This is a genomic window from Pseudomonas inefficax (assembly GCF_900277125.1).
Classification (GTDB): Bacteria; Pseudomonadota; Gammaproteobacteria; order Pseudomonadales; family Pseudomonadaceae; genus Aquipseudomonas; species Aquipseudomonas inefficax.
The window spans coordinates 161,904-183,078 of sequence record NZ_OPYN01000150.1 but is presented as its reverse complement, the minus strand read 5'-3'; the positions used below and the strand labels follow the sequence as shown (position 1 = coordinate 183,078).

Annotated in this window: 19 protein-coding genes; 12 read left to right on the top strand and 7 right to left on the bottom strand. The window is 60.2% G+C overall.

Features of this window, described 5'->3' with window-relative positions; translation table 11 throughout:
* Positions 1-15: 15 nt before the first annotated feature.
* The 3 genes from JV551A3_RS17330 to JV551A3_RS17320 form a co-directional block, all read right to left on the bottom strand.
* Positions 16-261 carry a DUF2790 domain-containing protein gene (locus tag JV551A3_RS17330; RefSeq protein ID WP_133973360.1) on the bottom strand — a complete coding sequence of 82 codons (246 nt, stop codon included), beginning with the start codon at positions 259-261 and terminating at the stop codon, positions 16-18.
* A gap of 445 nt (positions 262-706) precedes the next feature.
* On the bottom strand, positions 707-1,087 hold the full coding sequence (locus tag JV551A3_RS17325; RefSeq protein ID WP_133973358.1) for an AraC family transcriptional regulator: 381 nt from the start codon (positions 1,085-1,087) through the stop codon (positions 707-709).
* A 165-nt stretch (positions 1,088-1,252) separates the two neighbouring features.
* Positions 1,253-1,939, bottom strand: coding sequence for a hydrolase (locus JV551A3_RS17320; protein WP_133973540.1), 687 nt, complete (start codon positions 1,937-1,939; stop codon positions 1,253-1,255).
* Positions 1,940-2,145: 206 nt separating this feature from the next.
* Between JV551A3_RS17320 and JV551A3_RS17315 the strand changes: the two genes are divergently transcribed.
* Positions 2,146-2,607 carry a RidA family protein gene (locus tag JV551A3_RS17315; RefSeq protein ID WP_133973356.1) on the top strand — a complete coding sequence of 154 codons (462 nt, stop codon included), beginning with the start codon at positions 2,146-2,148 and terminating at the stop codon, positions 2,605-2,607.
* A 19-nt stretch (positions 2,608-2,626) separates the two neighbouring features.
* Here the strand turns inward: JV551A3_RS17315 and JV551A3_RS17310 are convergent, their stop codons facing one another.
* Both JV551A3_RS17310 and JV551A3_RS17305 read right to left on the bottom strand, forming a co-directional pair.
* Positions 2,627-3,613: a LysR family transcriptional regulator gene (locus JV551A3_RS17310; RefSeq protein WP_177421315.1), complete on the bottom strand. Its 987-nt coding sequence runs from the start codon at positions 3,611-3,613 to the stop codon at positions 2,627-2,629.
* Between the two features lie 332 nt (positions 3,614-3,945).
* A complete protein-coding gene (locus JV551A3_RS17305; RefSeq protein ID WP_133973354.1) occupies positions 3,946-4,857 on the bottom strand; it encodes a LysR family transcriptional regulator in 912 nt (303 codons plus the stop codon).
* Positions 4,858-4,950: 93 nt separating this feature from the next.
* On the opposite strand from JV551A3_RS17305, the gene JV551A3_RS17300 reads away from it, so the two are divergent.
* The 7 genes from JV551A3_RS17300 (at position 4,951) to chrA (ending at position 11,347) form a co-directional block, all read left to right on the top strand.
* On the top strand, positions 4,951-5,898 hold the full coding sequence (locus tag JV551A3_RS17300; RefSeq protein ID WP_133973352.1) for a ketopantoate reductase family protein: 948 nt from the start codon (positions 4,951-4,953) through the stop codon (positions 5,896-5,898).
* Entirely contained in the window at positions 5,895-6,293 is a 399-nt protein-coding gene (locus tag JV551A3_RS17295) for a VOC family protein (RefSeq protein WP_133973350.1), read from the top strand. Before JV551A3_RS17300 ends, JV551A3_RS17295 begins: the two co-directional genes overlap by 4 nt.
* On the top strand, positions 6,290-6,745 hold the full coding sequence (locus JV551A3_RS17290; protein WP_133973349.1) for a MaoC family dehydratase: 456 nt from the start codon (positions 6,290-6,292) through the stop codon (positions 6,743-6,745). Before JV551A3_RS17295 ends, JV551A3_RS17290 begins: the two co-directional genes overlap by 4 nt.
* Complete coding sequence (locus tag JV551A3_RS17285; RefSeq protein ID WP_133973348.1) at positions 6,742-7,974, top strand: CaiB/BaiF CoA transferase family protein; 1,233 nt, start codon at positions 6,742-6,744, stop codon at positions 7,972-7,974. Before JV551A3_RS17290 ends, JV551A3_RS17285 begins: the two co-directional genes overlap by 4 nt.
* Positions 7,971-8,789, top strand: coding sequence for a shikimate dehydrogenase (gene aroE / locus JV551A3_RS17280; RefSeq protein WP_133973347.1), 819 nt, complete (start codon positions 7,971-7,973; stop codon positions 8,787-8,789). Before JV551A3_RS17285 ends, aroE begins: the two co-directional genes overlap by 4 nt.
* 253 nt (positions 8,790-9,042) lie before the next feature.
* Positions 9,043-9,984 carry a chromate resistance protein ChrB domain-containing protein gene (locus JV551A3_RS17275; protein WP_137010681.1) on the top strand — a complete coding sequence of 314 codons (942 nt, stop codon included), beginning with the start codon at positions 9,043-9,045 and terminating at the stop codon, positions 9,982-9,984.
* Complete coding sequence (chrA, locus tag JV551A3_RS17270) at positions 9,977-11,347, top strand: chromate efflux transporter (RefSeq protein WP_133973346.1); 1,371 nt, start codon at positions 9,977-9,979, stop codon at positions 11,345-11,347. The genes JV551A3_RS17275 and chrA overlap by 8 nt, the downstream gene beginning before the upstream one ends.
* Positions 11,348-11,391: 44 nt before the next feature.
* Here the strand turns inward: chrA and JV551A3_RS17265 are convergent, their stop codons facing one another.
* Entirely contained in the window at positions 11,392-11,883 is a 492-nt protein-coding gene (locus tag JV551A3_RS17265) for a GNAT family N-acetyltransferase (protein ID WP_133973345.1), read from the bottom strand.
* Between the two features lie 182 nt (positions 11,884-12,065).
* Between JV551A3_RS17265 and JV551A3_RS17260 the strand changes: the two genes are divergently transcribed.
* The 4 genes from JV551A3_RS17260 (at position 12,066) to JV551A3_RS17240 (ending at position 20,219) form a co-directional block, all read left to right on the top strand.
* On the top strand, positions 12,066-12,677 hold the full coding sequence (locus JV551A3_RS17260; RefSeq protein ID WP_133973344.1) for a TetR/AcrR family transcriptional regulator: 612 nt from the start codon (positions 12,066-12,068) through the stop codon (positions 12,675-12,677).
* A 151-nt stretch (positions 12,678-12,828) separates the two neighbouring features.
* Positions 12,829-14,001, top strand: coding sequence for an efflux RND transporter periplasmic adaptor subunit (locus JV551A3_RS17255; RefSeq protein ID WP_205125953.1), 1,173 nt, complete (start codon positions 12,829-12,831; stop codon positions 13,999-14,001).
* 9 nt (positions 14,002-14,010) lie between these two features.
* On the top strand, positions 14,011-17,328 hold the full coding sequence (locus JV551A3_RS17250; protein WP_133973343.1) for an efflux RND transporter permease subunit: 3,318 nt from the start codon (positions 14,011-14,013) through the stop codon (positions 17,326-17,328).
* Between the two features lie 338 nt (positions 17,329-17,666).
* Positions 17,667-20,219 (top strand): bifunctional diguanylate cyclase/phosphodiesterase, encoded by a 2,553-nt coding sequence (locus tag JV551A3_RS17240; RefSeq protein ID WP_133973339.1) that lies wholly within the window; start codon positions 17,667-17,669, stop codon positions 20,217-20,219.
* 18 nt (positions 20,220-20,237) lie between these two features.
* On the opposite strand, the gene JV551A3_RS17235 is transcribed toward JV551A3_RS17240, so the two are convergent.
* Positions 20,238-21,152 (bottom strand): LysR family transcriptional regulator, encoded by a 915-nt coding sequence (locus JV551A3_RS17235; RefSeq protein WP_133973337.1) that lies wholly within the window; start codon positions 21,150-21,152, stop codon positions 20,238-20,240.
* Positions 21,153-21,175: the final 23 nt, after the last annotated feature.

Genomic DNA, 21,175 nt, shown 5'->3' with positions numbered 1-21,175 from the left:
CGCTGGGTAGGGTGATCAGTTCTGGTTGGCGTAGGTGGTCGGGCGCAGGTAGCTGACCTTCTGCACATTGCCGTCGCTGTCACGGTAGGTCAGGGTGGCAGTACTGGCGTGTCCGGTTGCGTTGGCCGGGGCGTCCACGGCGATCACTTGGGCGATGTCCAGGTGCATGCCGTACTGGTACGGCGAGGCGGTCTGGGCGAAGGCACTGACGCTGGCGCCGAAGGTCAAGGTGGCGATGGCGATTGCTTTGCTGAAGTTCATGGTCATGCTCCGTTGGCTTGGGTAGGGGGATCAGCGATTGCTTGCTGGTTGATTTGTATATTGCGCGTTAATAGTTAGCGCGCAAAATAAATTACCGTTATCGTGCCGATCGAAGCACTGCATCAACCCCCGACCATCGACTCATAGCGGATATCTGTATCCGGGGCCGCTTCGCGGCCCATCGCCGGCAAGCGCGGCTCCCACAGGTACAGCGCATGCCTGATGGCTGGTGATATTCCTGTGGGAGCTGGCTTGCCGGCGATAAGGCCTGCACTGACTACAGAGCTTTGGATTGCTGTCCGCTATAGGTCGATAGCGGATACTCAGGAAATCTTCTTGGAGAGCTGTATTACCCTGGTACCAACTCACTATGCCGGCACTGCGAGCTAGCGAGCGATATCCACTCATGGCAGTACATGCCGAATTGAGCGGTATAGCATCCCGGCTAAGCCGCCTGATGCTGCCATGCCTGAGGCGTTAGCCCTTCAGATTTCATAAACACTCGACAGAAATGTGGCTGATCGTAGAAGCCGCACTCCAGGGCGATCTCGGCAAGCATCATCGTCGACGCTTCCAGCAGCACTTTACTCTTCATAAGCCGCTGCTCCCGCAACCACTGTTGCGGGGATACCTGTGTGGATTCTTTGAACATTCGTGAAAAATGACTGCGCGACAATCCGCACGCTTCGGCAAGTGCCGAGACCGATATACCGGTATCCAAATGATCCAGCATCATTTGCTTGGCCGTTGAGACCTGCCAGGGTTTGCGCCGCTCCGTCGACTGAATCGCGACAGTGGCTACAGCGATGCCAATAGCACTCTTCATGAGATCAATTCATCCTGAAAAATCTGCAGATGGTTGATCCGGGCGGCACCGTTCGCTGAAGTCCCTTCCGAGTCTTCAGAGCATTGCGTCGCGACTCACCAGCCCGGATCAGCTCATGCCAGCCCCGCTTGTAGATCAGAAGCCAAGCCTGGGGCAGAGGGGGTCTTAGATCGTTGCGGCCACGGGTGCCAGAGTGGGGCCGTGCTGAACGCGCTCTGGCGCTTTGTGCACCATGGTATAGGCGTAATCGACGCCCATGCCGTAGGCGCCCGAATGCTCCTTGACCAACGCCATGACAGCATCGTAGGTGTCGCGGTTTTTCCAGTCGCGCTGCCACTCCAGCAGCACCTGCTGCCAGGTGACTGGCACCACGCCCGCCTGGATCATGCGCTGCATGGCGTAGTCGTGAGCCTCCTTGGTCGTGCCCCCGGAAGCGTCAGCAACCATATAGATCTCATAGCCTGCATCGTGCATGGCGGACAGTGCGAAGGTGGTATTGCAGACCTCGGTCCACAGGCCTGACACGATGATCTTGTTCCGACCATTCTTCTTCAGCGCATCACGAACCTTCTGATCGTCCCAAGAGTTCATGGACGTGCGCTCAAGCAACGGTGCGTCAGGGAAAACCGCGAGCAGCTCGGGGTAGGTATGCCCGGAGAAACTCTCGGTTTCGACCGTGGTGAAGATGGTGGGCACATTAAAGATCCTGGCTGCTTTGGCCAGGCCTACGGCATTGTTCTTCAGCGTCTGTCGGTCGATGCTCTGGACACCGAAAGCCATTTGCGGTTGCTGATCGATGAAGATCAGTTGGCTGTTGAGCGGGGTCAGGACTTCAGTGTGTGGATTGCTCATTGTTGTTCCCTTTTGCTGAACGGTGGCGAGAGTTTCTCGGCGGGTCGTCGCCGAGTGCCAGCAAAAGGTAGCGAAAGATTCAGCGAAACGGTGGCGCACTTTTGCTTCCTTGCAGACGCATTTATGCACCATGGGTGGCGTCAAATCCGATGCTAGGATCTTGGCCAGTCGGATCACATCGATCCATTTTCGCCAAGGAGAATCCAATGGCTGCTTCACGACCTTTCAACGACGACACCGCCTACTGGGGCGTTCCGTGGGAAGAGGGCTACGGCTATCCGCAAGCGCGGCGAGTCGGGAGCGAGATCTTCATCTCGGGGCAGTTCAACCATGACGAAGAGGGCAACTTGGTAGCGCCGGCGCCACTGGATGCTGACGGTCGTCCGAGCGATTTCTCGTCAATCGGCGAACAGATGCGGGTTTCCTACGACAACATTGCCAAGTTGTTGGCCTTGTATGGTGCCACGATGCAGGATGTCGTCGAGGAGACGCTATATGTGTTGGACATGGACGCAGCCTTTGCCGTAGTCGGCAAGGTGCGCAAGGCAGCCTATGGCACCGAGCGCCCGCAGGCGGCCAGTAATATCATCGGTGTATCGCGGCTTGCCCAGCGTCCTCAACTGATCGAGATTGTGTGCCGTGCGGTGATCGGTGCGCAGGCCAAGTGACCTGCGCTCCCGGTTTCAACTATGAAGCCGGGATGGCCTGCTGACCTTCGACCAGAGGTTTGAGGTCGGCTACTGCAGCCGCGCAGAACGTCATGAATGCTTTCACTCGCCAGGACTTCCTGATGTCCTGGTGGGTAAGCAGCCACAACTCATCCTGAAGCTCCTGCACCACCGGGCCGGCCCGAACCAATCCGGGGGTAATGTCGCCCAGCATGCAGGGGAGGAAGCCAAAACCCAGGCCCGCCGCAATGGCGGCACTTGCTGCCGCCACGGAATCAGTGCGGTAAGAAATATGCTCCGAGGGCACCCGACATTCGACGTAGCTCGTTGCCTTCAGACCGCATAGGCCTCCCGAGTAGGACACCCATGCCTGGCCCTCAGCGAAGGGATCGGCAACCGCCGCCTGCTTGACGCTGCCATATGCCGCCCAAGCGATGTTGGCGAGCTTGCGACCCACGAGGGTGTCCGTAGGTTTTTTTGTCGCGCGCACCGCAATATCCGACTCGTCCCTCGCCAAACTCAACGTCTGGTTGCCGACCAACACTTCGATGGTGATCCCTTCATTGAGGGCTTGGAAGTCCGCGATGATCGGCGTGAGAAAGTACAGCAGCAGCGAGTCACTGGTAGTGATTCGCAGCTTTCCCAGGGGGCCTTGGCCGGCACGGGATACCCTGCGGGTGACACTGACGATGTCCAGCTCAACGCGCTCGGCCAGCGCACGCAGCTCGGCACCTTCGGCAGTCAGCAGATACCCCGCCTTGCGATGATCGAAAAGCGCGACCCCAAGCGTCTTTTCGACTTGCGCGACCCGGCGCGAGACGGTGGACACATTGATGCCCAGCTTCTTGGCCGTAGCGGCGCGGTTGCTACAGTCACTTAGCGTTTTGATGATCCGCAAGTCATCCCAGGAAAGCTGGCTGACAGCTTCGCCGACATCCCATTTCGGCCCGTTAGAATTCGATTGGATCGGCGAGTCACTTCCAGGTGAAGGCTTCACGAAAATCATTCCAGGTGAGGAGCAGCAATGATACGAGAAGGGGATTGGTCTGCCCACTGTTCTGGGTATGAGTCACATTCATTCAGACAGCGATCCAGAACTCTGTAATCAGTACTGGCCCCATCGCCGGCGATGGGCCGCAAAGCGGCCCCCTGTAGCGCGGTAGCAATCGTCCACGACCGGCAGCTACCGACCAAAGCGGACGCCAAAAGATAACGGCTATCGTAAGCGCGGCGCGCACTCTGTGGGAGCGGGTTTACCCGCGAAGCAGGCGCCATTGTGGATGGCACCGGCTGTGCCGGTGTTCGCGGGTAAACCCGCTCCCACAATGAACAACCATGCTAACCGGCACCTGCCTGAAACAAGGCCCGAACCACCTCCCTCATCCAGCGATTCCCGCTGTCTTGCTGGTAGCGCGCGTGCCAATGCTGCTTCACCGTGAAACCTTCCACGGCAAAGGGGCAATCGTGCACCTGCAAACCATGCATGTCGGCAAGTGTCTGCCCGATGTGCCGTGGCAGCGTAGCCACCAGATCGGTCGACCCGACAATCATCCCCAACCCCAGAAATGCCGGCAGCTCGAGCATTATCCTGCGCTCGATGCCGGCCCGTGCCAGGCCTGCCTCCAGCAACTTCTGCCCGGTACCGGCACTGATCTGTACATGCCCCTCGGCCTGGTAGCGCGCCACGCTCATGCCTTTGCCCAGGCGAGGGTGCCGCGGGTTGCTCAGGCAGACCCAGTCCTGTTCGAACAACACTTGCTGATACATCCCCGCACCCAGCCAAGGCACAAAACCGATGGCCAGGTCCGCTTCGCCTGATTCCAGCGCGCTCTCGGTATTGCCATCGATGCGCGCCGCCTCCAGGCGAATGCCCGGCGCATGGGTGCGCAGGTGGTTGAGGATGCTGGGAAGCAGGGTGATATGGCTGGCATCACTGACGCACAGGCGAAAGCGCCGCTGCGCCGTGGCCGGAACGAATTGCGGCTCCCAGGTAGTCAGGCGCCGCAGCGACTCCAGCACCTCGCGGCAGGGCCCGATCAGCTGGTCTGCTCGTGGGGTAGGGGCCATGCCGCCAGGGGTGCGCACGAACAGCGGGTCGTTCAACTCTTCACGCAAGCGCCCCAACCAGATGCTCACCGTAGGTTGGCTCTGGCCGAGCTGTTCAGCGCTGCGGGTCACGCTACGGCAGTGGTAAAGCACATCGAACAGCTGCAGCAGCTTGGGATCGGGCAAGGCATCGAGCGTGTTCATTATTGCGAAACTCAATAACTGTATTGAGCCCATTGTATAGCCGAAATAACACCCGCTGCATAAGGTAGTCGCAAACCACAGGAGGTCTGCGATTTGAAAATCTGCATTCTGGGCGCCGGTGCCCTGGGTTGTGCCATTGGTGCAGCCTTGAGCGAAGCGGGGCACGAAACCTGGCTGTTGAACCGTGGCCGTGCGCATGTCGACGCTATGAACCTGCACGGGCTGCGGGTGCAGGACGAACGCGGCGAGCGGCAGGTCCGGGTGAAGGCGGCCTGCGACGCGGCAACCGTGGGCGTGGCCGACCTGGTGGTGGTGCTGGTCAAGTCGTTCCACACCCGCGAGGCGATTACCGGTGCCAAGGCGCTGATCGGACCGCAGACGCAGGTGCTGTCGCTGCAGAACGGTCTTGGCCATGAAGACATCCTGGCCGAGGCCGTGGGGCGTGAGCGGGTACTGGCCGGCAAGACCTACGTCGGTGGCGTGCTGCTGGCGCCGGGTTCGATCCGTGCTGGTGTAGCGGGCAAGCGGACCTTCATCGGCGAGCTCGACGGCCAACGTACCCTGCGAGTGCAAGCTATTGCCGAGGCCTTCAATGGCGCCGGGCTCGCCACCACGGTCAGCGACAACATTCTCGGCACCATGTGGGACAAGCTGCTGGTCAACGTCGCGACAGGCGCGCTCAGCGGCATCACCATGCTCAGTTATGGCCAGCTGTACAGCGAGCCACTGCTGGAAAGCACCGCCAAGGCAGCGGTGGGCGAGGCCATCGCCGTCGCCGAGCGGGCCGGCATCCGCCTGAGCCTCACCAGCCCGGACGCCGCGTGGCGCCTGGCTGCTGAAGGCCTGCCAGCGAGCTTTCGCACCTCGATGCTGCAGAGCCTGGAAAAGGGCTCGGTCACCGAGATCGATTTCATCAACGGCTCCGTCGTGCGCTGGGGCCAGCGCCATGGCGTGGCTACGCCGGTCAACGCGACCCTGGTGGCCTGCATCAAGGGTATCGAGCGCGCCATGGCCGATCAGCAGAAGGGGAATAATCCATGAGCCAGCCGAAAGCCTATCTTGAACACGTTGCGTTCTGGGTGCGGGACATCCAGTGGCACATCCGCTTTTTCAGCGAGGTGTGCGGCATGACCATGCGCGAGATGCAGGGCGACGTTGAGCAGCCTGCGCAGTACTGGACCCTCGGTGGCCTGCAGTTCATCCACCAGCCGGACTTTGCCGGGCCGGAAGGGCGCATGGCGCACCTGGGCATCATGTGCGAGGACCTCGAAGCTGCCCTGGCCGCCGCACATCGTTTCGGCGTCAGCGAAATGCCCCAGGGCCGCAACTGGCTGCGCCTGCCTGACGGCCTGGCGGTGGAGTTCATTCAGGCACTGCCGGCGAAATGCGTCGCCCAGGTACTGGCGATCGACCCACGTGCAGAGGTGACGGCATGAGTGTGATGGAAAGATACTGGGAGGATGCCCGCGAAGGCGATGAGTGCATCAGCCCCAGCTACACCGTGACCCGCGAACGCATCCTGGCCTACGCCGAACTCACTGGCGACCACACCCCGGTGCATGTCGACGAGGCATACGCCAACGCGAGTCACTTCGGCTGCCTGGTTGCCCATGGCCTGTTCGGCCTGTCGATCGCCGACGGCCTGAAGACCCAGTGCGACTACCGCTTTGTACCGGGCATGTCGCTGGGCTGGACCTGGGACTTCGTGCTGCCGATCAAGGTCGACGATGTGCTGCACGTGCGCATGCGTGTGGGTGCGATGCGCCCGAGCAACAGCCGACCGGGCTGGGGCATCGTGGTCTTGCCGTCGGAGCTGATCAACCAGCACGGCGAAGTCGTGCAGCGTGGCGAGCACCGTCTGATGGTGCCGAGGAGGGTGCAGGCATGAGCCAGGCATTGCCATTGGCGGGTATCCGCGTCATCGACTATAGCCACTTCCTGGCCGGGCCCTACGTGGGCCGCTGCCTGGCAGCACTGGGCGCCGAGGTGATCAAGGTCGAACGGCCGGGTAACGGCGATGCCGGCCGCCAGCACGCGTTTACCCTTGATGAGCAGCAGAGCGGTTACTTCCTGCAGCTGAACATGGGCAAGCAGGGCGTCAGCGTGAACATGAAGGACGCGCGTGGCAAAGCGTTCATGCAGCGCCTGACCGACTCGGCCGACGTGTTCATCGAAAACTATCGCCCCGGCGCCCTGGACAAGCTGGGCCTGGGCTACGCCGAGCTGTCGGCGCGCAACCCGCGCCTGGTGTACTGTTCGATCTCCGCCTATGGCCACACCGGGCCAGATGCCCACCGCGCCGGTTTCGGGCTGATCGCCGAGGCCAAGAGCGGGATCATGCAGATGGTCGGCGTGCCGGGCGAAGCGCCGCCATTGCTGCGCATTTCCCTGGGCGACATGTACACCGGCATCCATGCCGTGGCGGCGATCAATGCGGCGCTGCTGGGCAGGGTGAACAGCGGCCGTGGCCAGCACATCGACATGGCTCTTTACGACACGCTGGTGTCGATGCATGAGTACGCGGTGCAGTGCTACACCTTGTCCGACGGCACCGTCCTGCCCGAGCAGACCGGCCATGACATGCCTACCTCCACCCTGTACGGCGTGTTTCGCGCTGCCGATGGCGACCTGGTAATCGCCGCTCAGGTCGACGACGCCTGGAAGCGCTTTGCCGCGATGCTCGAAGCCAACGGTGGCCCGCCCGGGTTTGGCAACGACAGCCGCTACCACAGCCTCAATGGTCGCAACGCCCACCGCCAGGCGATCCTGGCCGTGGTTCGCGACTGGGTGGGTGCGCGCCGTGTGGCCGATATCCTGCAGTTGCTCGATGACATCGACATTCCCAGCGCCAAGGTGCAGCGCATCGACGAGGTCGTGGCCGACCCGCAGATCCAGGCGCGCAACATGGTCATCGAGCAGCAGCACCCGCGCTACGGTACTTTGCGCCTGCCCAACCTGCCGTTCCGCTTTTCGGATTGTGACACCACGATCCGCCAGGTAGCCCCGGACCTCGGCCAGCACAATGCCGAAGTCGCCGCCGGGCTTGGCTTCAGCCCTGAAGAAATCACCGCCATGCAGGCAGATGGTGTGCTGTTCACCCACGGAGATGCACGATGAGCGACCGCTATGCAGTGATCGGCCGGCCGATCAGCCACACCAAGTCCCCGCTGATTCATGGCCTGTTCGCCCAGGCCAGCGGCCAGTGCCTGGAGTACGGCGCCCTCGAGGGCGAACTCGAGGGCTTCGAGGCCCAGGTACTGCAGTTTCGCAATGATGGCGGGTTGGGCATGAACATCACCGCGCCGTTCAAGCTGCGTGCCTTCGAGCTGGCTGACCAGCGCAGCGAACGCGCACAGCTGGCGCGGGCGGCCAACGCATTGAAGTTCGAGGATGGTCGGATCTTTGCCGAGAACTTCGACGGCATCGGCTTGTTGCGGGATATCGAGGAGAACCTCGGTGAACCGCTGGGCAATCGCCGGGTACTGTTGCTCGGCGCTGGTGGCGCGGTGCGTGGGGCATTGCTGCCGTTCCTGCAGGCAGGGCCGAGCGAGCTGGTGCTTGCCAACCGAGACATGGCCACGGCGCTCACCCTGCGCAACGAACTGGATCACCCAAGGCTGCGCATCAGCCGTTATGAGGAGCTGGAGGGGCAGCCTTTCGACATCGTGGTCAATGCCACCTCCGCGAGCCTCACCGGCGAGCTGCCGCCACTACCTGAAGGCGTGCTTGGCGAGACGCGGCTGGCTTACGAGTTGGCGTATGGCAAAGGCCTGACGCCGTTTCTGCGCATGGCCCAGGCGCAGGGGGTGACGCGCCTGGCCGACGGTGTCGGCATGCTGGTCGAGCAGGCGGCGGAAGCGTTCGCCTGGTGGCGCGGGGTGCGGCCTGATACCCGTGCCGTGATCGATCGCCTGACCATTCCCCTTGAGTAGGATCCCGCTTAGCTGGACCCTGTAGGAGTGGGTTTACCTGATGCCAGTCAGTCAAGCGATTTGGGGCCGCTTTGCGGCCCATCGCCGGCAAGCCAGGCTCCCACAGGGACGGCGCAGACCCCAAGATTTCCACGGTTTCTGTGGGAGCCCGGCTTGCCTGTCACCATCGATTGCGAGGTCGATGCGTAGCTGTTGATTTTAGCCAGCATTGATTTAATGTAGAGAAGTAAACATATTATGTTGAGTTTTCTACATGATCGATTGGTCGCTACTGATTCTCGGTTTGCCGACGGCCAATGCCACCGAGCGCATGCGTGCCTGGAGAAGCCTGAAGGCCTCGGGCGCAGCAGTGCTGAGGGATGGTGTTTACCTGCTGCCCGAACAGTGTGCAGGCCGGGAAGTTTTCGAAGCGGTCGAGCGAGATGTGCTGGCCATCAACGGCACGGCATTTCTCCTGTCGCTGACTGAACGTGAGGAGCGCTTCAGCAGGCTGTTCGACAGGAGCGACGAGTACGCCAGGCTGATGGAAGAAATTGCCGGCTGCAGGGCTGAGCTGGTGCCAGACAATGCGCTGCAGACAGCACGGCAGGTGCGCAAGCTCAGGAAGGCTTTCAGCCAGTTGGCGGCGATAGATTTTTTCCCGGGCGTGCCCAAGGCGCGAGCCGACTCGGCGCTGCAGGAGCTCGAAGCCGCGATTGGCCGCGCACTGTCTTGCGATGAGCCGAGTGCCCACGATGAGGCCATCATCCGACTGGAACGCAACGACTTCCAGGGCCGCCGTTGGGCCACCCGCAAGCGCCCATGGGTGGATCGGCTGGCCTGTGCCTGGCTGATTCGTCGCTTCATCGATGCCGACGCCCGATTCATCTGGTTGGACAGCCCTGAAGACTGCCCGGGCGATGCGCTGGGCTTCGATTTTGATGGGGCCAGGTTCAGCCATGTCGGGCAGCGGGTGTCGTTCGAAACCCTCATCGAGAGCTTTGCCGTACAGCAGCCAGGCCTGGCACGCCTGGCCGCTGTGATTCACTACCTGGATGTGGGAGGCAACCAACCCTCCGAAGCACCAGGCATCGAACGTGTCCTCGCGGGCTTGAGACAAAGCATTGGCGATGACGATCAATTGACAAGGGTCGCCGGGGGCATCTTCGATGGCCTGCTGACGGCTTTCGCGAGTGAGGAAGCGCAAAATGGTTGATAGCACCTCGGCAGTGGGCGAACAGCCACCATCGCAAGCGGTTCAGCGGCCGATCGGACTGTTCGAAGCATTCCTGTTCTGGCTCAAGCTGGGCTTCATCAGTTTTGGTGGGCCTGCCGGGCAGATCTCGATCATGCACCAGGAGCTGGTCGAGCGCCGGCGCTGGATCAGCGAGAAGCGGTTCCTGCATGCGCTGAACTACTGCATGTTGTTGCCAGGCCCCGAGGCACAGCAGCTGGCCACCTACATCGGTTGGCTCATGCACCGCTCCTGGGGTGGGGTAATTGCCGGCGCGTTGTTCGTATTGCCCTCGTTGTTCATCCTGATTGGCTTGTCCTGGGTCTACATCGCCTTTGGCGAGGTCCCGGTGGTGGCAGGAATCTTCTACGGCATCAAGCCCGCAGTAACGGCCATTGTCGTCCACGCGGCTCACCGCATCGGCTCACGCGCGCTGAAGAACGGCTGGCTTTGGGCCATGGCCGCAGCGTCGTTCGTGGCCATCTTCGCCCTCGATGTGCCGTTCCCGCTGATCGTGCTGGTTGCCGGCATCATTGGCTATGTTGGCGGACGCGTCGCCCCCGACAAGTTCGTGATTGGTGGCGGTCACGGGGCTGCCAGGAACAGCTACGGCCCGGCCCTGATCGACGACGACACACCAACACCTGAGCATGCGCGTTTCCGGGTGGGGCATTTGCTGCGTCTGGTTCTGATCGGCGCGGTACTCTGGACCTTGCCCATGGGGCTGCTGACGCTGACGTTTGGCTGGGTCGGCACCCTGACGCAAATGGGCTGGTTCTTCACCAAGGCTGCACTTCTGACCTTTGGTGGAGCCTACGCCGTGCTGCCCTATGTTTATCAGGGCGCCGTCGGGCATTACGGCTGGCTGTCACCCACCCAGATGATCGATGGCCTTGCCTTGGGAGAAACCACGCCAGGGCCATTGATCATGGTGGTAGCCTTCGTCGGCTTTGTCGGTGGCTACGTGCACCCGATGTTCGGTGAGCAATCCCCGTTCCTGGCCGGTGCAGTCGCGGCGAGCCTCGTCACCTGGTTCACCTTCTTGCCATCGTTCCTGTTCATCCTGGCCGGTGGCCCGTTGGTGGAGTCGACCCACAACGAGATGAAGTTCACTGCACCGCTGACGGGGATCACGGCCGCAGTCGTTGGGGTGATCCTGAACCTTGCCATGTTCTTCGGCTACCACGTGCTTTGGCCAAAGGGTTTCAGCGGGGCGTTCGACTGGCCTTCGGCGCTGATCGCCATTGCTGCCGCAGTGGCCCTGTTCCGCTTCAGGCGTGGCGTGATCCAGGTACTGTTCAGCTGCGCCTTGGCCGGTGTGGCGGTCCATGTGTTGCGTGGTTGATAGCGGTTCTTTCCATGTCCGCTTTTGGCCGACAGCGGTAACTATCAGGTAATGGGCTTGGCCATTTCCGACGTACCCGTCCAGCCGGCTTGCTCGTAGACCGGTTTACCCGTTTCGGTGGCGTGCAGGACAGCGAAGGTGATACCTCGGCGAGCGAACTCGGCGTCGGCAGCCTGCATCAAGGCCGACGCCAGGCCGCGGCGCCGGTAGGCCGGCTGGACGAACACATTCAGCACGTAGCCACGCTTGTCCACGGTCGGGTGCGATGGATGGGGAGGCCAATCAATGCTCATCAGGCCAATGGCTGCGACCGGTTGGTCGCCATCCAGGAGCTTGAAACCGTAATACCGACCGTCACCGAGCCGCTCCTCCAGCCATGGGCGAAAGTGCTGAGTCATGATTTGCAGGTTTTCCGGGTCGCCACCTGCCTCAAGAAACATCTCCTGGCGATGCGAGCAGATCATTTCTGCGTCAGCGGGCCCGACCGGCCGGCACTCCAAGCCTGAAAACTCTGCACATCCTTGTAGTTCGATCATTGTTTATCCAGTGTCAGTGGCCGATTCATGAGAAGCAGCCTAGGGCACCTTCAGGCGTGCTTGCAATGGCTTGGTTCAATGCCTGCGCGCCAGACGGATGGATTAGATTGTGGGTTGACGGAGAGTCAGAGCTTTCCGATAATGCGACGATATAGTCCGATAATTATGACCCCAAGCAAACCATGGCCCGAACCCGAAACGATGAACTCCATGAGCTCCGGCGCTCCCAAATCCTGAGCGCAGCCGCCAAAGTGTTCAAGGAAAGGGGATTCCACGGCGCGCGCACAGAAGATATCTGCGCCCAGGCGGGCATGAGTGCGGGAGCGGTTTTTCGGTACTTTCGTGATAAGCGCGAAATCATCGATGCAATCGTAAATCTCGAGTCTGAACGCTACGCGGCTCAATGCCAGCATCTGTTCACCAAGGAAGGCCTGCTGCAATTGGCATCGATATCTGATGCAGAGCTGGAGAGCACGTTCTGGCCAGGTGAATATGACCTCAGCCTGGACAGCTGGCTGGAGATCGCTCGAGGAAAGGATCACCCGCGCATGCTTGAGCTGGATCAGCAATTGCGCTCGGCGTTTGCCGAACTGTTGATCAAGGGGCAACGTGAAGGCTGGATTCGTCCGAACCTTTCTCCCCATTCTGCAACCGGCCTAATGTTCGCGCTTGTTAATGGACTGTGGCTCGAGTTGAGCGTGGGCATTCCCGTCAATGCCGTCCAAGCGGCAGCAGCGATACGGGATTTCGTCACAGCCTATTTATTCTCATCGGAACCAAAAGCAGGAAACTGACATTTATGTCTTTAACGCAATTTTTGAAACACGCTTATGGAGCGTGTTTTTTTTCACAAATAAAGAGACGGAATACTCCGTCTATTTTTGGTGACGATTGGCAACGCAGCCCTTTGCAACCTGTGCACCAGTTGAAGACCGGTGGGTATCTATGAGTACCCTGACGACCAATGCCATCCGTGGTAACCAGCCGTGCGTCCTGCACAGGCTGGCAAAACTCCTGTGCCTAGTAGCCATCGGCATGCTGCTGTCCGCTTGCGAGAGGGCCGCGGAGGCGCCCGTGCCCACTGCGATAGATAAAGCCGTATTGACGGTGGCTGTCGCAGCGCCAACCGAGCAATTCCTAATCAGTTCCTTGACTGCGAATGGTCCCATTGCAGCGTGGCAGGAAGCGGTCATCGGTCCTGAAGTGAACGGCTTGCGTGTGGATGCGGTACTTGTGCAGGTGGGGGATCAGGTTCGTAAAGGCCAGGCGCTTGCCACCTTCGCAAAGGACACAGTGCAGCACGACTATCGCTTGGCGAAAGCAGCGCTGGATGAGGCCATCGCACTCGCACATGAAGCTCGATCTGATGGCGAGCGAGCGCGTGAACTACGAGATATCGGTGGCCTGAGCGGACAGCAAGTTCAACAGATGCTCACTCAAGAGCAAGCCACACAGGCACGCGTACAGGCCGCGCGTGCCCGGGTCGCAGTTCAGGAACTCCACCTGAGCCAGACCACACTGCGGGCACCCGACGATGGGATCATCTCTGCACGCTCGGCGACAGTTGGCTCGGTTCCGGCACAAGGGACCGAAATGTTCCGGATGATTCGACAAGGACGTCTTGAGTGGCGCGCGGAACTGACCGCCCAGCAACTGGCAAAGATTCGTCCTGGTCAGGAATCCAGAATAGGGTCCCCGGAAGGGGGGTATTGGAGCGGTCGGGTGCGTCAGATAGCACCGACCGTGGATACAACTTCTCGCCGTGGTGTGGTGTATGTGGACATTAGCGGCCCGGTGACAAAAAACGCCGCGTCCATGCCAGCAGGCGCATACGTCAAAGGCGAAGTGATCCTGGGAGAAAGGCCAGGGATGATGGTGCCACAGACGGCGATCGTAGCTCGCGATGGCTTTCACCTGGTTTTCAAGGTGAATGATGATCAGCGCGTGGAGGGGCTTAAAGTTGACGTTGGACGTATCGTCGATGATCGCCAAGAGGTCATGTCAGGCCTTGAAGGTTCCGAGCGTATTGTTGTCGCTGGCGGCGCCTTTCTAAACAGCGGTGATCTTGTTCAGATCGCAGAGGGTGCTGATATGCACCCAGAGCATGATCCACGATAGAGGCCCAGCATGAACCTTTCATCTTGGGCTATTCGTAGCCCCATCCCCACCGTTTTGCTCTTTCTGATCTTGAGTTTCGCCGGCCTCAAAGCGTTTCACGCGATGAAAGTGCAAAACGTCCCGGACATGGACTTGCCGACTGTATCCGTCTCGGCTTCACTCCCTGGCGCCGCGCCTCCTCAGCTGGAAACTGAGGTCGCTCGTAAGCTCGAGGACTCGATTTCTTCGGTCCAAGGACTGAAGAACATGCGCACCACCATCCAGGATGGGGTGGTGATCATTTCCGCTGAATTCCGTCTGGAAAAGCCCATCCAGGAGGCTGTTGATGATGTACGGACCGCTGTCCAGCGAGTGCGCGCGGATCTGCCGACAGCTGTTCGTGACCCGATTGTCAGCAAGCTCGATGTCGCTGGCAGTCCCATTCTGGCGTTTTCCATCAGCTCTTCATTGATGGATGAAAGCGAGTTGTCCTGGTTCGTGGACAACACGCTGTCACGTACGTTAAGGCGTATCAATGGGGTAGGCTCGGTCACGCGTGTAGGAGGAACCACCCGAGAAGTCCATGTTGAACTCGACCCGGTGAAACTGGAGGCCATCGGTGTAACGGCTCTTGAGGTTTCCCAGCAGCTGAGGGATGTGCAAACAGATGTCACTGCTGGCCAAGTTGATCTTGGCCTCGGCAAGCAACCGCTACGTTTGGCTGCACGCGTGAAGAGTGCGGATCAACTGGCCAATGTCGAGTTGGCGTTGCCAAGCGGACACCATGTGATGCTGGGAGAAGTCGCCACGATCAAGGATACGATCGCTGAGCGTAACGCACTTGCCTTGCTCGGTGATCAACAAGTGGTCGGGTTCGAAATCACCCGAGCCCGCGGCGCAAGTGAAATCGAAGTGGGCGCTAGCGTGCAGGATACCCTGGCAAAGCTGTGCCTGGATCGCCCCGACCTGCAAATCACTCAAGTCTTTGATTTCGTGCAACAAGCCCAGGAAGAATTCGACGCCTCAATGAGCATGCTTTACGAAGGCGCGTTGTTGGCGATATTGGTTGTCTTCCTTTTTCTGCGCGACATCCGGGCGACCATCATCTCTGCCGCTGCTCTGCCGCTGTCGGTTTTGCCTGCATTCATCGGCATGGATGTCATGGGCTTCTCGCTCAATGTGGTGACATTGCTGGCCTTGTCGTTGGTCATTGGGCTTTTGGTCGACGACGCCATCGTGGAGGTCGAGAACATTGCTCGTCATCTTGCGATGGGCAAGACGCCATTGCAGGCAGCCATGGATGCGGCCTCCGAAATTGGCCTCGCTGTGGTGGCCACGACGTTTGCCTTGATCGCCGTATTCCTGCCGACGGCGTTCATGGACGGCATAGCGGGTAAATTCTTCAAACAGTTCGGCTGGACCGCAGCGCTTGCGGTGTTCGCATCCTTGGTGGTGGCGCGGTTGCTCACACCGATGATGGCGGCCTACTTCATGAAATCAAGGGTGCAGCACCAGCCTGATCCTTTCTGGATGGCCGCCTACTTGAAGATCAGTCGCTGGACCTTGAATCATCGTTGGATGACGTTAGGCATAGCGATGGCCATTTTCATCGGCTCACTGTCACTCATTCCGCTGCTGCCTCAAGGGTTCTTTCCGCCGGATGACAGTTCCCAGACTCAGGTGACCCTGGAACTGGCGCCTGGCGCCACGCTTGAGCAGACGCAGGCCGTTGCTGAAGCCGCCCGTGCTAGCCTGGAAACGCTGGACAATGTAACGCGTATCTATACCACTATCGGGACTAGCGGAGTCGGCAGCGACGTGATGGCCGGTGGCGGGAAGGCTGAAGTTCGCACCGCAACGCTGACTCTATTGTTGGCGCCACGCAGCGAGCGGCCCAAGAAGCATGTGATAGAAGCCCGCATGCGAGAAATGATTGCCAAATTACCGGGTGTACGCAGCAAGGTAGGCTTCGGCGGTTCTGGCGAGAAATACCAGTTGGTGCTCACTGGAGACGATCCACAACTGTTGAATACTGCCGCTGATGCTGTGCTGCAGGATCTGCGACGGATTCCGGGCCTTGGCAATATCTCGTCAAGTAGCGGCCTCGTTCGAAATGAAATCACGCTGACCCCAGATTATGCAAAAGCCGCTGAGCTCGGGGTTTCTGGTGTAGCCATCGCGGACACGTTGCGTGTTGCGACAGTGGGTGATTTTGACGAATTGCTGTCGAAGTTGAATCTGGAACAGCGTCAGGTCCCCATCATCGTCAAGTTCTCACAAGACATTCGAAAGGATCTGACGCAATTGGAACAGCTTACCGTGCGTGGCGACAACGGCCCAGTGCAGCTCAACCAAGTTGTCCGGATTGAGCAAAGGGGTGGTCCAGCCGAGCTCACGAGACTTAACCGAGCGCGCAGTGTGTCTCTTGTCGTGGAGCTTTCGGGCATCGCCTTGGGTGATCTGACCAAACAGGTTGCGAAGTTGCCTTCCATCCGCAATCTGCCCAGAGGCGTACATCAAGTCGTCCAAGGCGACGAAGAAATGATGCAGGAGCTGTTTTTCGGGTTCGGTACAGCCATGTTGATCGGTGTTGTGGCGATCTATGTCGTGCTGGTACTGCTCTTCAAGGACTTCTTTCAGCCGATTACCATTCTGGTGGCGTTGCCATTGTCGCTGGGCGGCGCCTTCCTGGGGCTGCTATTAGCGGGTCAGGCGTTTTCGTTGTCGTCCTTGATTGGCCTAGTCATGTTGATGGGGATCGCCACCAAGAACTCGATCTTGCTCGTCGACTATGCCATCGAGGCTCGCCGAGGCCATCTGGAAGCCACGAAACCGATGTCGCGTATGGAGGCGTTACTGGACGCCTGCCACAAGCGCGCCCGACCGGTGATCATGACCTCATTGGCGATGGGGGTAGGCATGCTCCCTGTTGCGCTAGGCTTTGGCAGTGCCGACCCGAGCTTCCGCAGCCCCATGGCTGTGGCGGTCATCGGTGGGTTGATCACCTCAACAATCCTGAGCCTGTTGGTCATTCCTGCGGTATACACGCTTGTGGATGACCTTCAGCTATTCCTGCGCGAGCTCCCTCAGAAACTAGCAGGACTGAGCATCAGGAAGAGGGTCGGGTTCGCCATGCTGGGCGCTGTGTTGCTGTATTGGATTGCGTTCCCCATCGTCCCGTTCCTGGATGTTCCCAACAAGCTGATAGTGATGTCTGTGATGGCCGTGATTGGTGAAGTCCTGTTTGTCTTCACCATCGCATTGCTGGGTAAGGAATACTGGGGGCAGATGAAGACCTGGATCCGAAAAAAAGTTTTCCGGCGCTGTGACGATCGTGCATTACCTTGACCAAACCAACGTGCTATGGGTCGATAGCGGCCATTCGCGACTGGTTGCCATCGACCCGAAGCGGGCGCTTGAACATGACTGGTATCGTAAGCGCGATGCGCACTCTGTAGGAGCGGGTTTACCCGCGAAGCAGGCACCGCGGTGGATGGCACCGGCTGCGCCGGTGTTCGCGGGTAAACCCGCTCCCACAATAATTGCTGTTGGGCAAGACGACAGCTATGGGTCGTTGCCCGAATCACGCTCAAGGTTGCCTTCCGCACCCACCGGTCGTCAGCTCCATCGACCTCCAATCCTGCTGCCCGGTCAACTGGGAGACCCTAGGCCGCGATGGTGAACCAATGGACGTCTCTGCTGACAATGAAATGTCGACCCGTAGTCATGTGGTCGGGCAACTGATCGTGGTGTTTTCCCTGATTCTGCTGTTGGCCCTGTTGCTGGGGCTGTTCTCCCTCTACCGCCTCGCCGAGGCGCTGGACGCCCGACAAGTGGAGCAAAGCCGCTTCTATGCTGAGTCCGCCATGGCCCAGTTGCAGAAGAACGACAAGACGTTCCTGCTGACCCATGCCAACTGGCAGGCTGCCTATGATCACTTGGGCGGGCAGGTCGATACACAGTGGGCATACGACGAGGACAACGTCGGTGCCACGCTCTATACCTCCGACGGATATGACGGTGTATATGTGCTCGATGATGACGGGACTCGGTATGCAATCCTGGACGGTAAGCTCAGCCAACAGGGGCTGGAGCGTCATACCGCCAGTGCTGGCAAGATCCTTCAGGAGGCTCGTCAAGCAGCGCAGCACGAACAGGCGTCTTCAGGGTACCTCGTGTTTCGTGGCCAGCCGGCGGTGTACGTCGCAGCGCTGATCCGCCCGCAGACCCAGCCCGCCCAACCGCCGGGGCCAACCGCGGTGATGGTGTTCATTCGGGTTCTCTCGCCCGAGGTGCTCTTGCCGCTGGGCCAGTCGGCGGGGTTGTCCGGCCTGGCCGTGGTCGATTCGGCCGATCAGCGCCATGGGCGCGGTGCCCTGCCTCTCGAAGGCAGCGGCCATGCCTTGACGTGGGATTTACCGCAACCCGGCACCGAACTGATCCAGACGGTAATCGCACCCTTGGCTATTGCGGTACTGCTCATCGCACTGAGCATGGCATTGTTTGCACGCTATGCGATCCGGGCCAGCACCAGGATCGATCGCAGCCACCGTGCCCTGATGACGTCCAGGGCTGCCCTGCAATCGAGCGAAGAGCGCTTCAAGGCCGTGGCCGAAGCCGCGTCGGACTGGATCTGGGAAACGGATGTGCTGCTTCGCCTGACCTACCTTTCGGACCGCTTCACCGAGCTCACCGGGCACCCCGTCGAAGCGTGGCGACAGCGCTCGATCACCGAGTTGCTATCGTGTGATACCAACAACCTCCGGACCTGCCTGCACAGCCTGGCCGCGGCAGGTTCTTCCGGCACGCTGCGCTGCCAGTATCAGGACCATCTCGGCCAACAGCGCATCTGCAGGATCGCTTCTCGCGCGATCGTGGCCGAGGGCGTCTGTACCGGCTTTCGTGGCACTTGCAGCGACATCACCGACGAAGTGGCCGCCCATGCCCAGATCCAGCATCTCTCTTTGCATGACGCCCTGACCGGCCTGCCGAATCGCAACAAGCTGTTCCGTTTCCTTGAGCAATCAGCTCCTGGCGCCGAGCAACCCCAGGTGGCGCTGCTGATGCTGGATCTGGACAACTTCAAGCCGATCAACGACAGCCTTGGGCATCCGGCCGGCGACGCGGTGCTGCTGGAGGTAGCGATCCGCCTCGGCCAGGTGACCCGTGACAGTGATCTGGTCGCCCGTCTGGGAGGCGACGAGTTCATCGTCGTGCTCACCCGGCCAGGCGATCACGCAGACATGGACCGATTCTGCACGCGCGTGATCGAGGCGATCAAACGCCCCATTCAGGTCGAAGGGCATGTCGTGCAAGTGGGGGTAAGCCTGGGTGTAGTGCTGTCGGCCGACTACTCCGGTACGCCGAGCGACCTGATCCGGCACGCCGACGTAGCCCTGTACAGCGCCAAGCAGGCGGGCAAGAACACTTGGCGCTTCTTTTCGGCACAGATGAACGCGGCATTGATGGAGAAGCGTGTGCTGGAAAGCGAACTGCGCGAGGGCATACCGCGTGGCGAACTGGTGCTGCATTTTCAGCCGCGCTTCAAGGTCGATGGGGTCTCGATCGCATCGGCCGAGGCCCTGGTGCGCTGGAAGCACCCGCGCCTGGGCCTGCTCCGCCCGGATCGTTTTATCCCGCTGGCCGAAGAGTCCGACCTGATCGTGCTGCTTGGCAACTGGGTGCTGCACGAAGCCTGTATCAAGGCGCGGGGCTGGCCGCAGGCGGTGTTGGTCTCGGTCAACATGTCGCCGGCCCAGTTCAGCCGCAGCGATGTGGTCCGCGACGTCGGCGATGCATTGCGCGCCACCGGGCTGCCGGCCCATCGCCTGGAGCTGGAAATTACCGAGAATGTCATGCTCAACGATGTCGAAGGCGCGCTGCACACCATGCTTGCGCTGAAGGAGCTGGGCGTGCGCCTGAACATGGACGACTTCGGCACCGGTTACTCCTCGCTGGGCTACCTGCGTACCTACCCGTTCGACAGCATCAAGATCGACAAGCGCTTCGTGCAGCACCTGGGCAAGAGCGGCAGCGACCGTAGCGTGGTCCAGGCCATCATCAATCTTGGCAACGCAATGGGCATGACGGTTACTGCCGAAGGTGTCGAGACCGCCGAGCAACTGGCCTTGCTCAGCGATGACCAATGCCATGAAGTACAAGGCTTCCTGCTCAGCAAACCGCTGGAAAACGAAGCGTTGGTGGGAATGATGAAAGACCAGGTAGCGTTAGCGCGATGACGCCTCCCAGGGGCAGTTTCATTCGGATGCAAACGATGGGTGTTCCCTGAACCATGCCACCGCCAGCTCCTTGAACGCCTCAGCCGAAGGCGTCAGCGGATAGCGCTGATCATGCGCCAGTACGATGCTGTGCGTTGGCAGTTTCTCCTCGGTCGGCCGACAAACCAGCGCTTGGCCATCATAACTGCGGTCACCAAATGGCCGGGTATAGATCAGCGCCACGCCAAACCCGTTGGCGACGAGGCTACGCTGCAACTCGAAGGTGCGCACACGATGCACAGCGGCGGGTGAGAGATCGTAGAAACTGAACAGATCGAGCACATGCTGCCAGCTATGGACCTGATCGGTGACAACCAGGGTGTATTCCGATAGCGCTTTGAGGCTGACGCGCGACTCCTTGGCCAACGGGTGATCGGCCGCCAGCAGTACCTGAGCGGTCAGCTGGCATAGCTGAATGCATCGAGTGTTCGGCGGCAGGCCCAGATCATAGGTGATTGCCAGCTCTATCGCGCCTTCACCCAGCCGCTTCCCAACATAATCGAAGCTGCCTTCGCGCATATCGACCGTGACCCGAGGGCAGGACTCCTGCATCCGCCGCACGATTTGTGGCAGGCAATAGGGCGCCAGGTCTTCAAAACATCCGACCACCAGCTCTCCGACACACTCTCCTGCATCGGCATTGATCTCGGCAAAGGTCCGAGCCTCGTTCAGGACGCGACGGGCCTGGGCCATGACGGTACGACCGAACGGGGTCAACGAAATGCCGAGGCCACGTTGGCGCACGAAAATCGATTGGCCCAGCACCTCTTCCAATTCGCTGATGGCCGCCGATATGGAGGGCTGTGAAACATGAAGCTCCATGGCGGCAGTCGTCAGGTTACCGTGCTTGGCCGCTGCGAGCGCATAGCGCAGTTGCCGCAGTGTGAACTTCATAGGTTTTTCCGTTGTGATACATC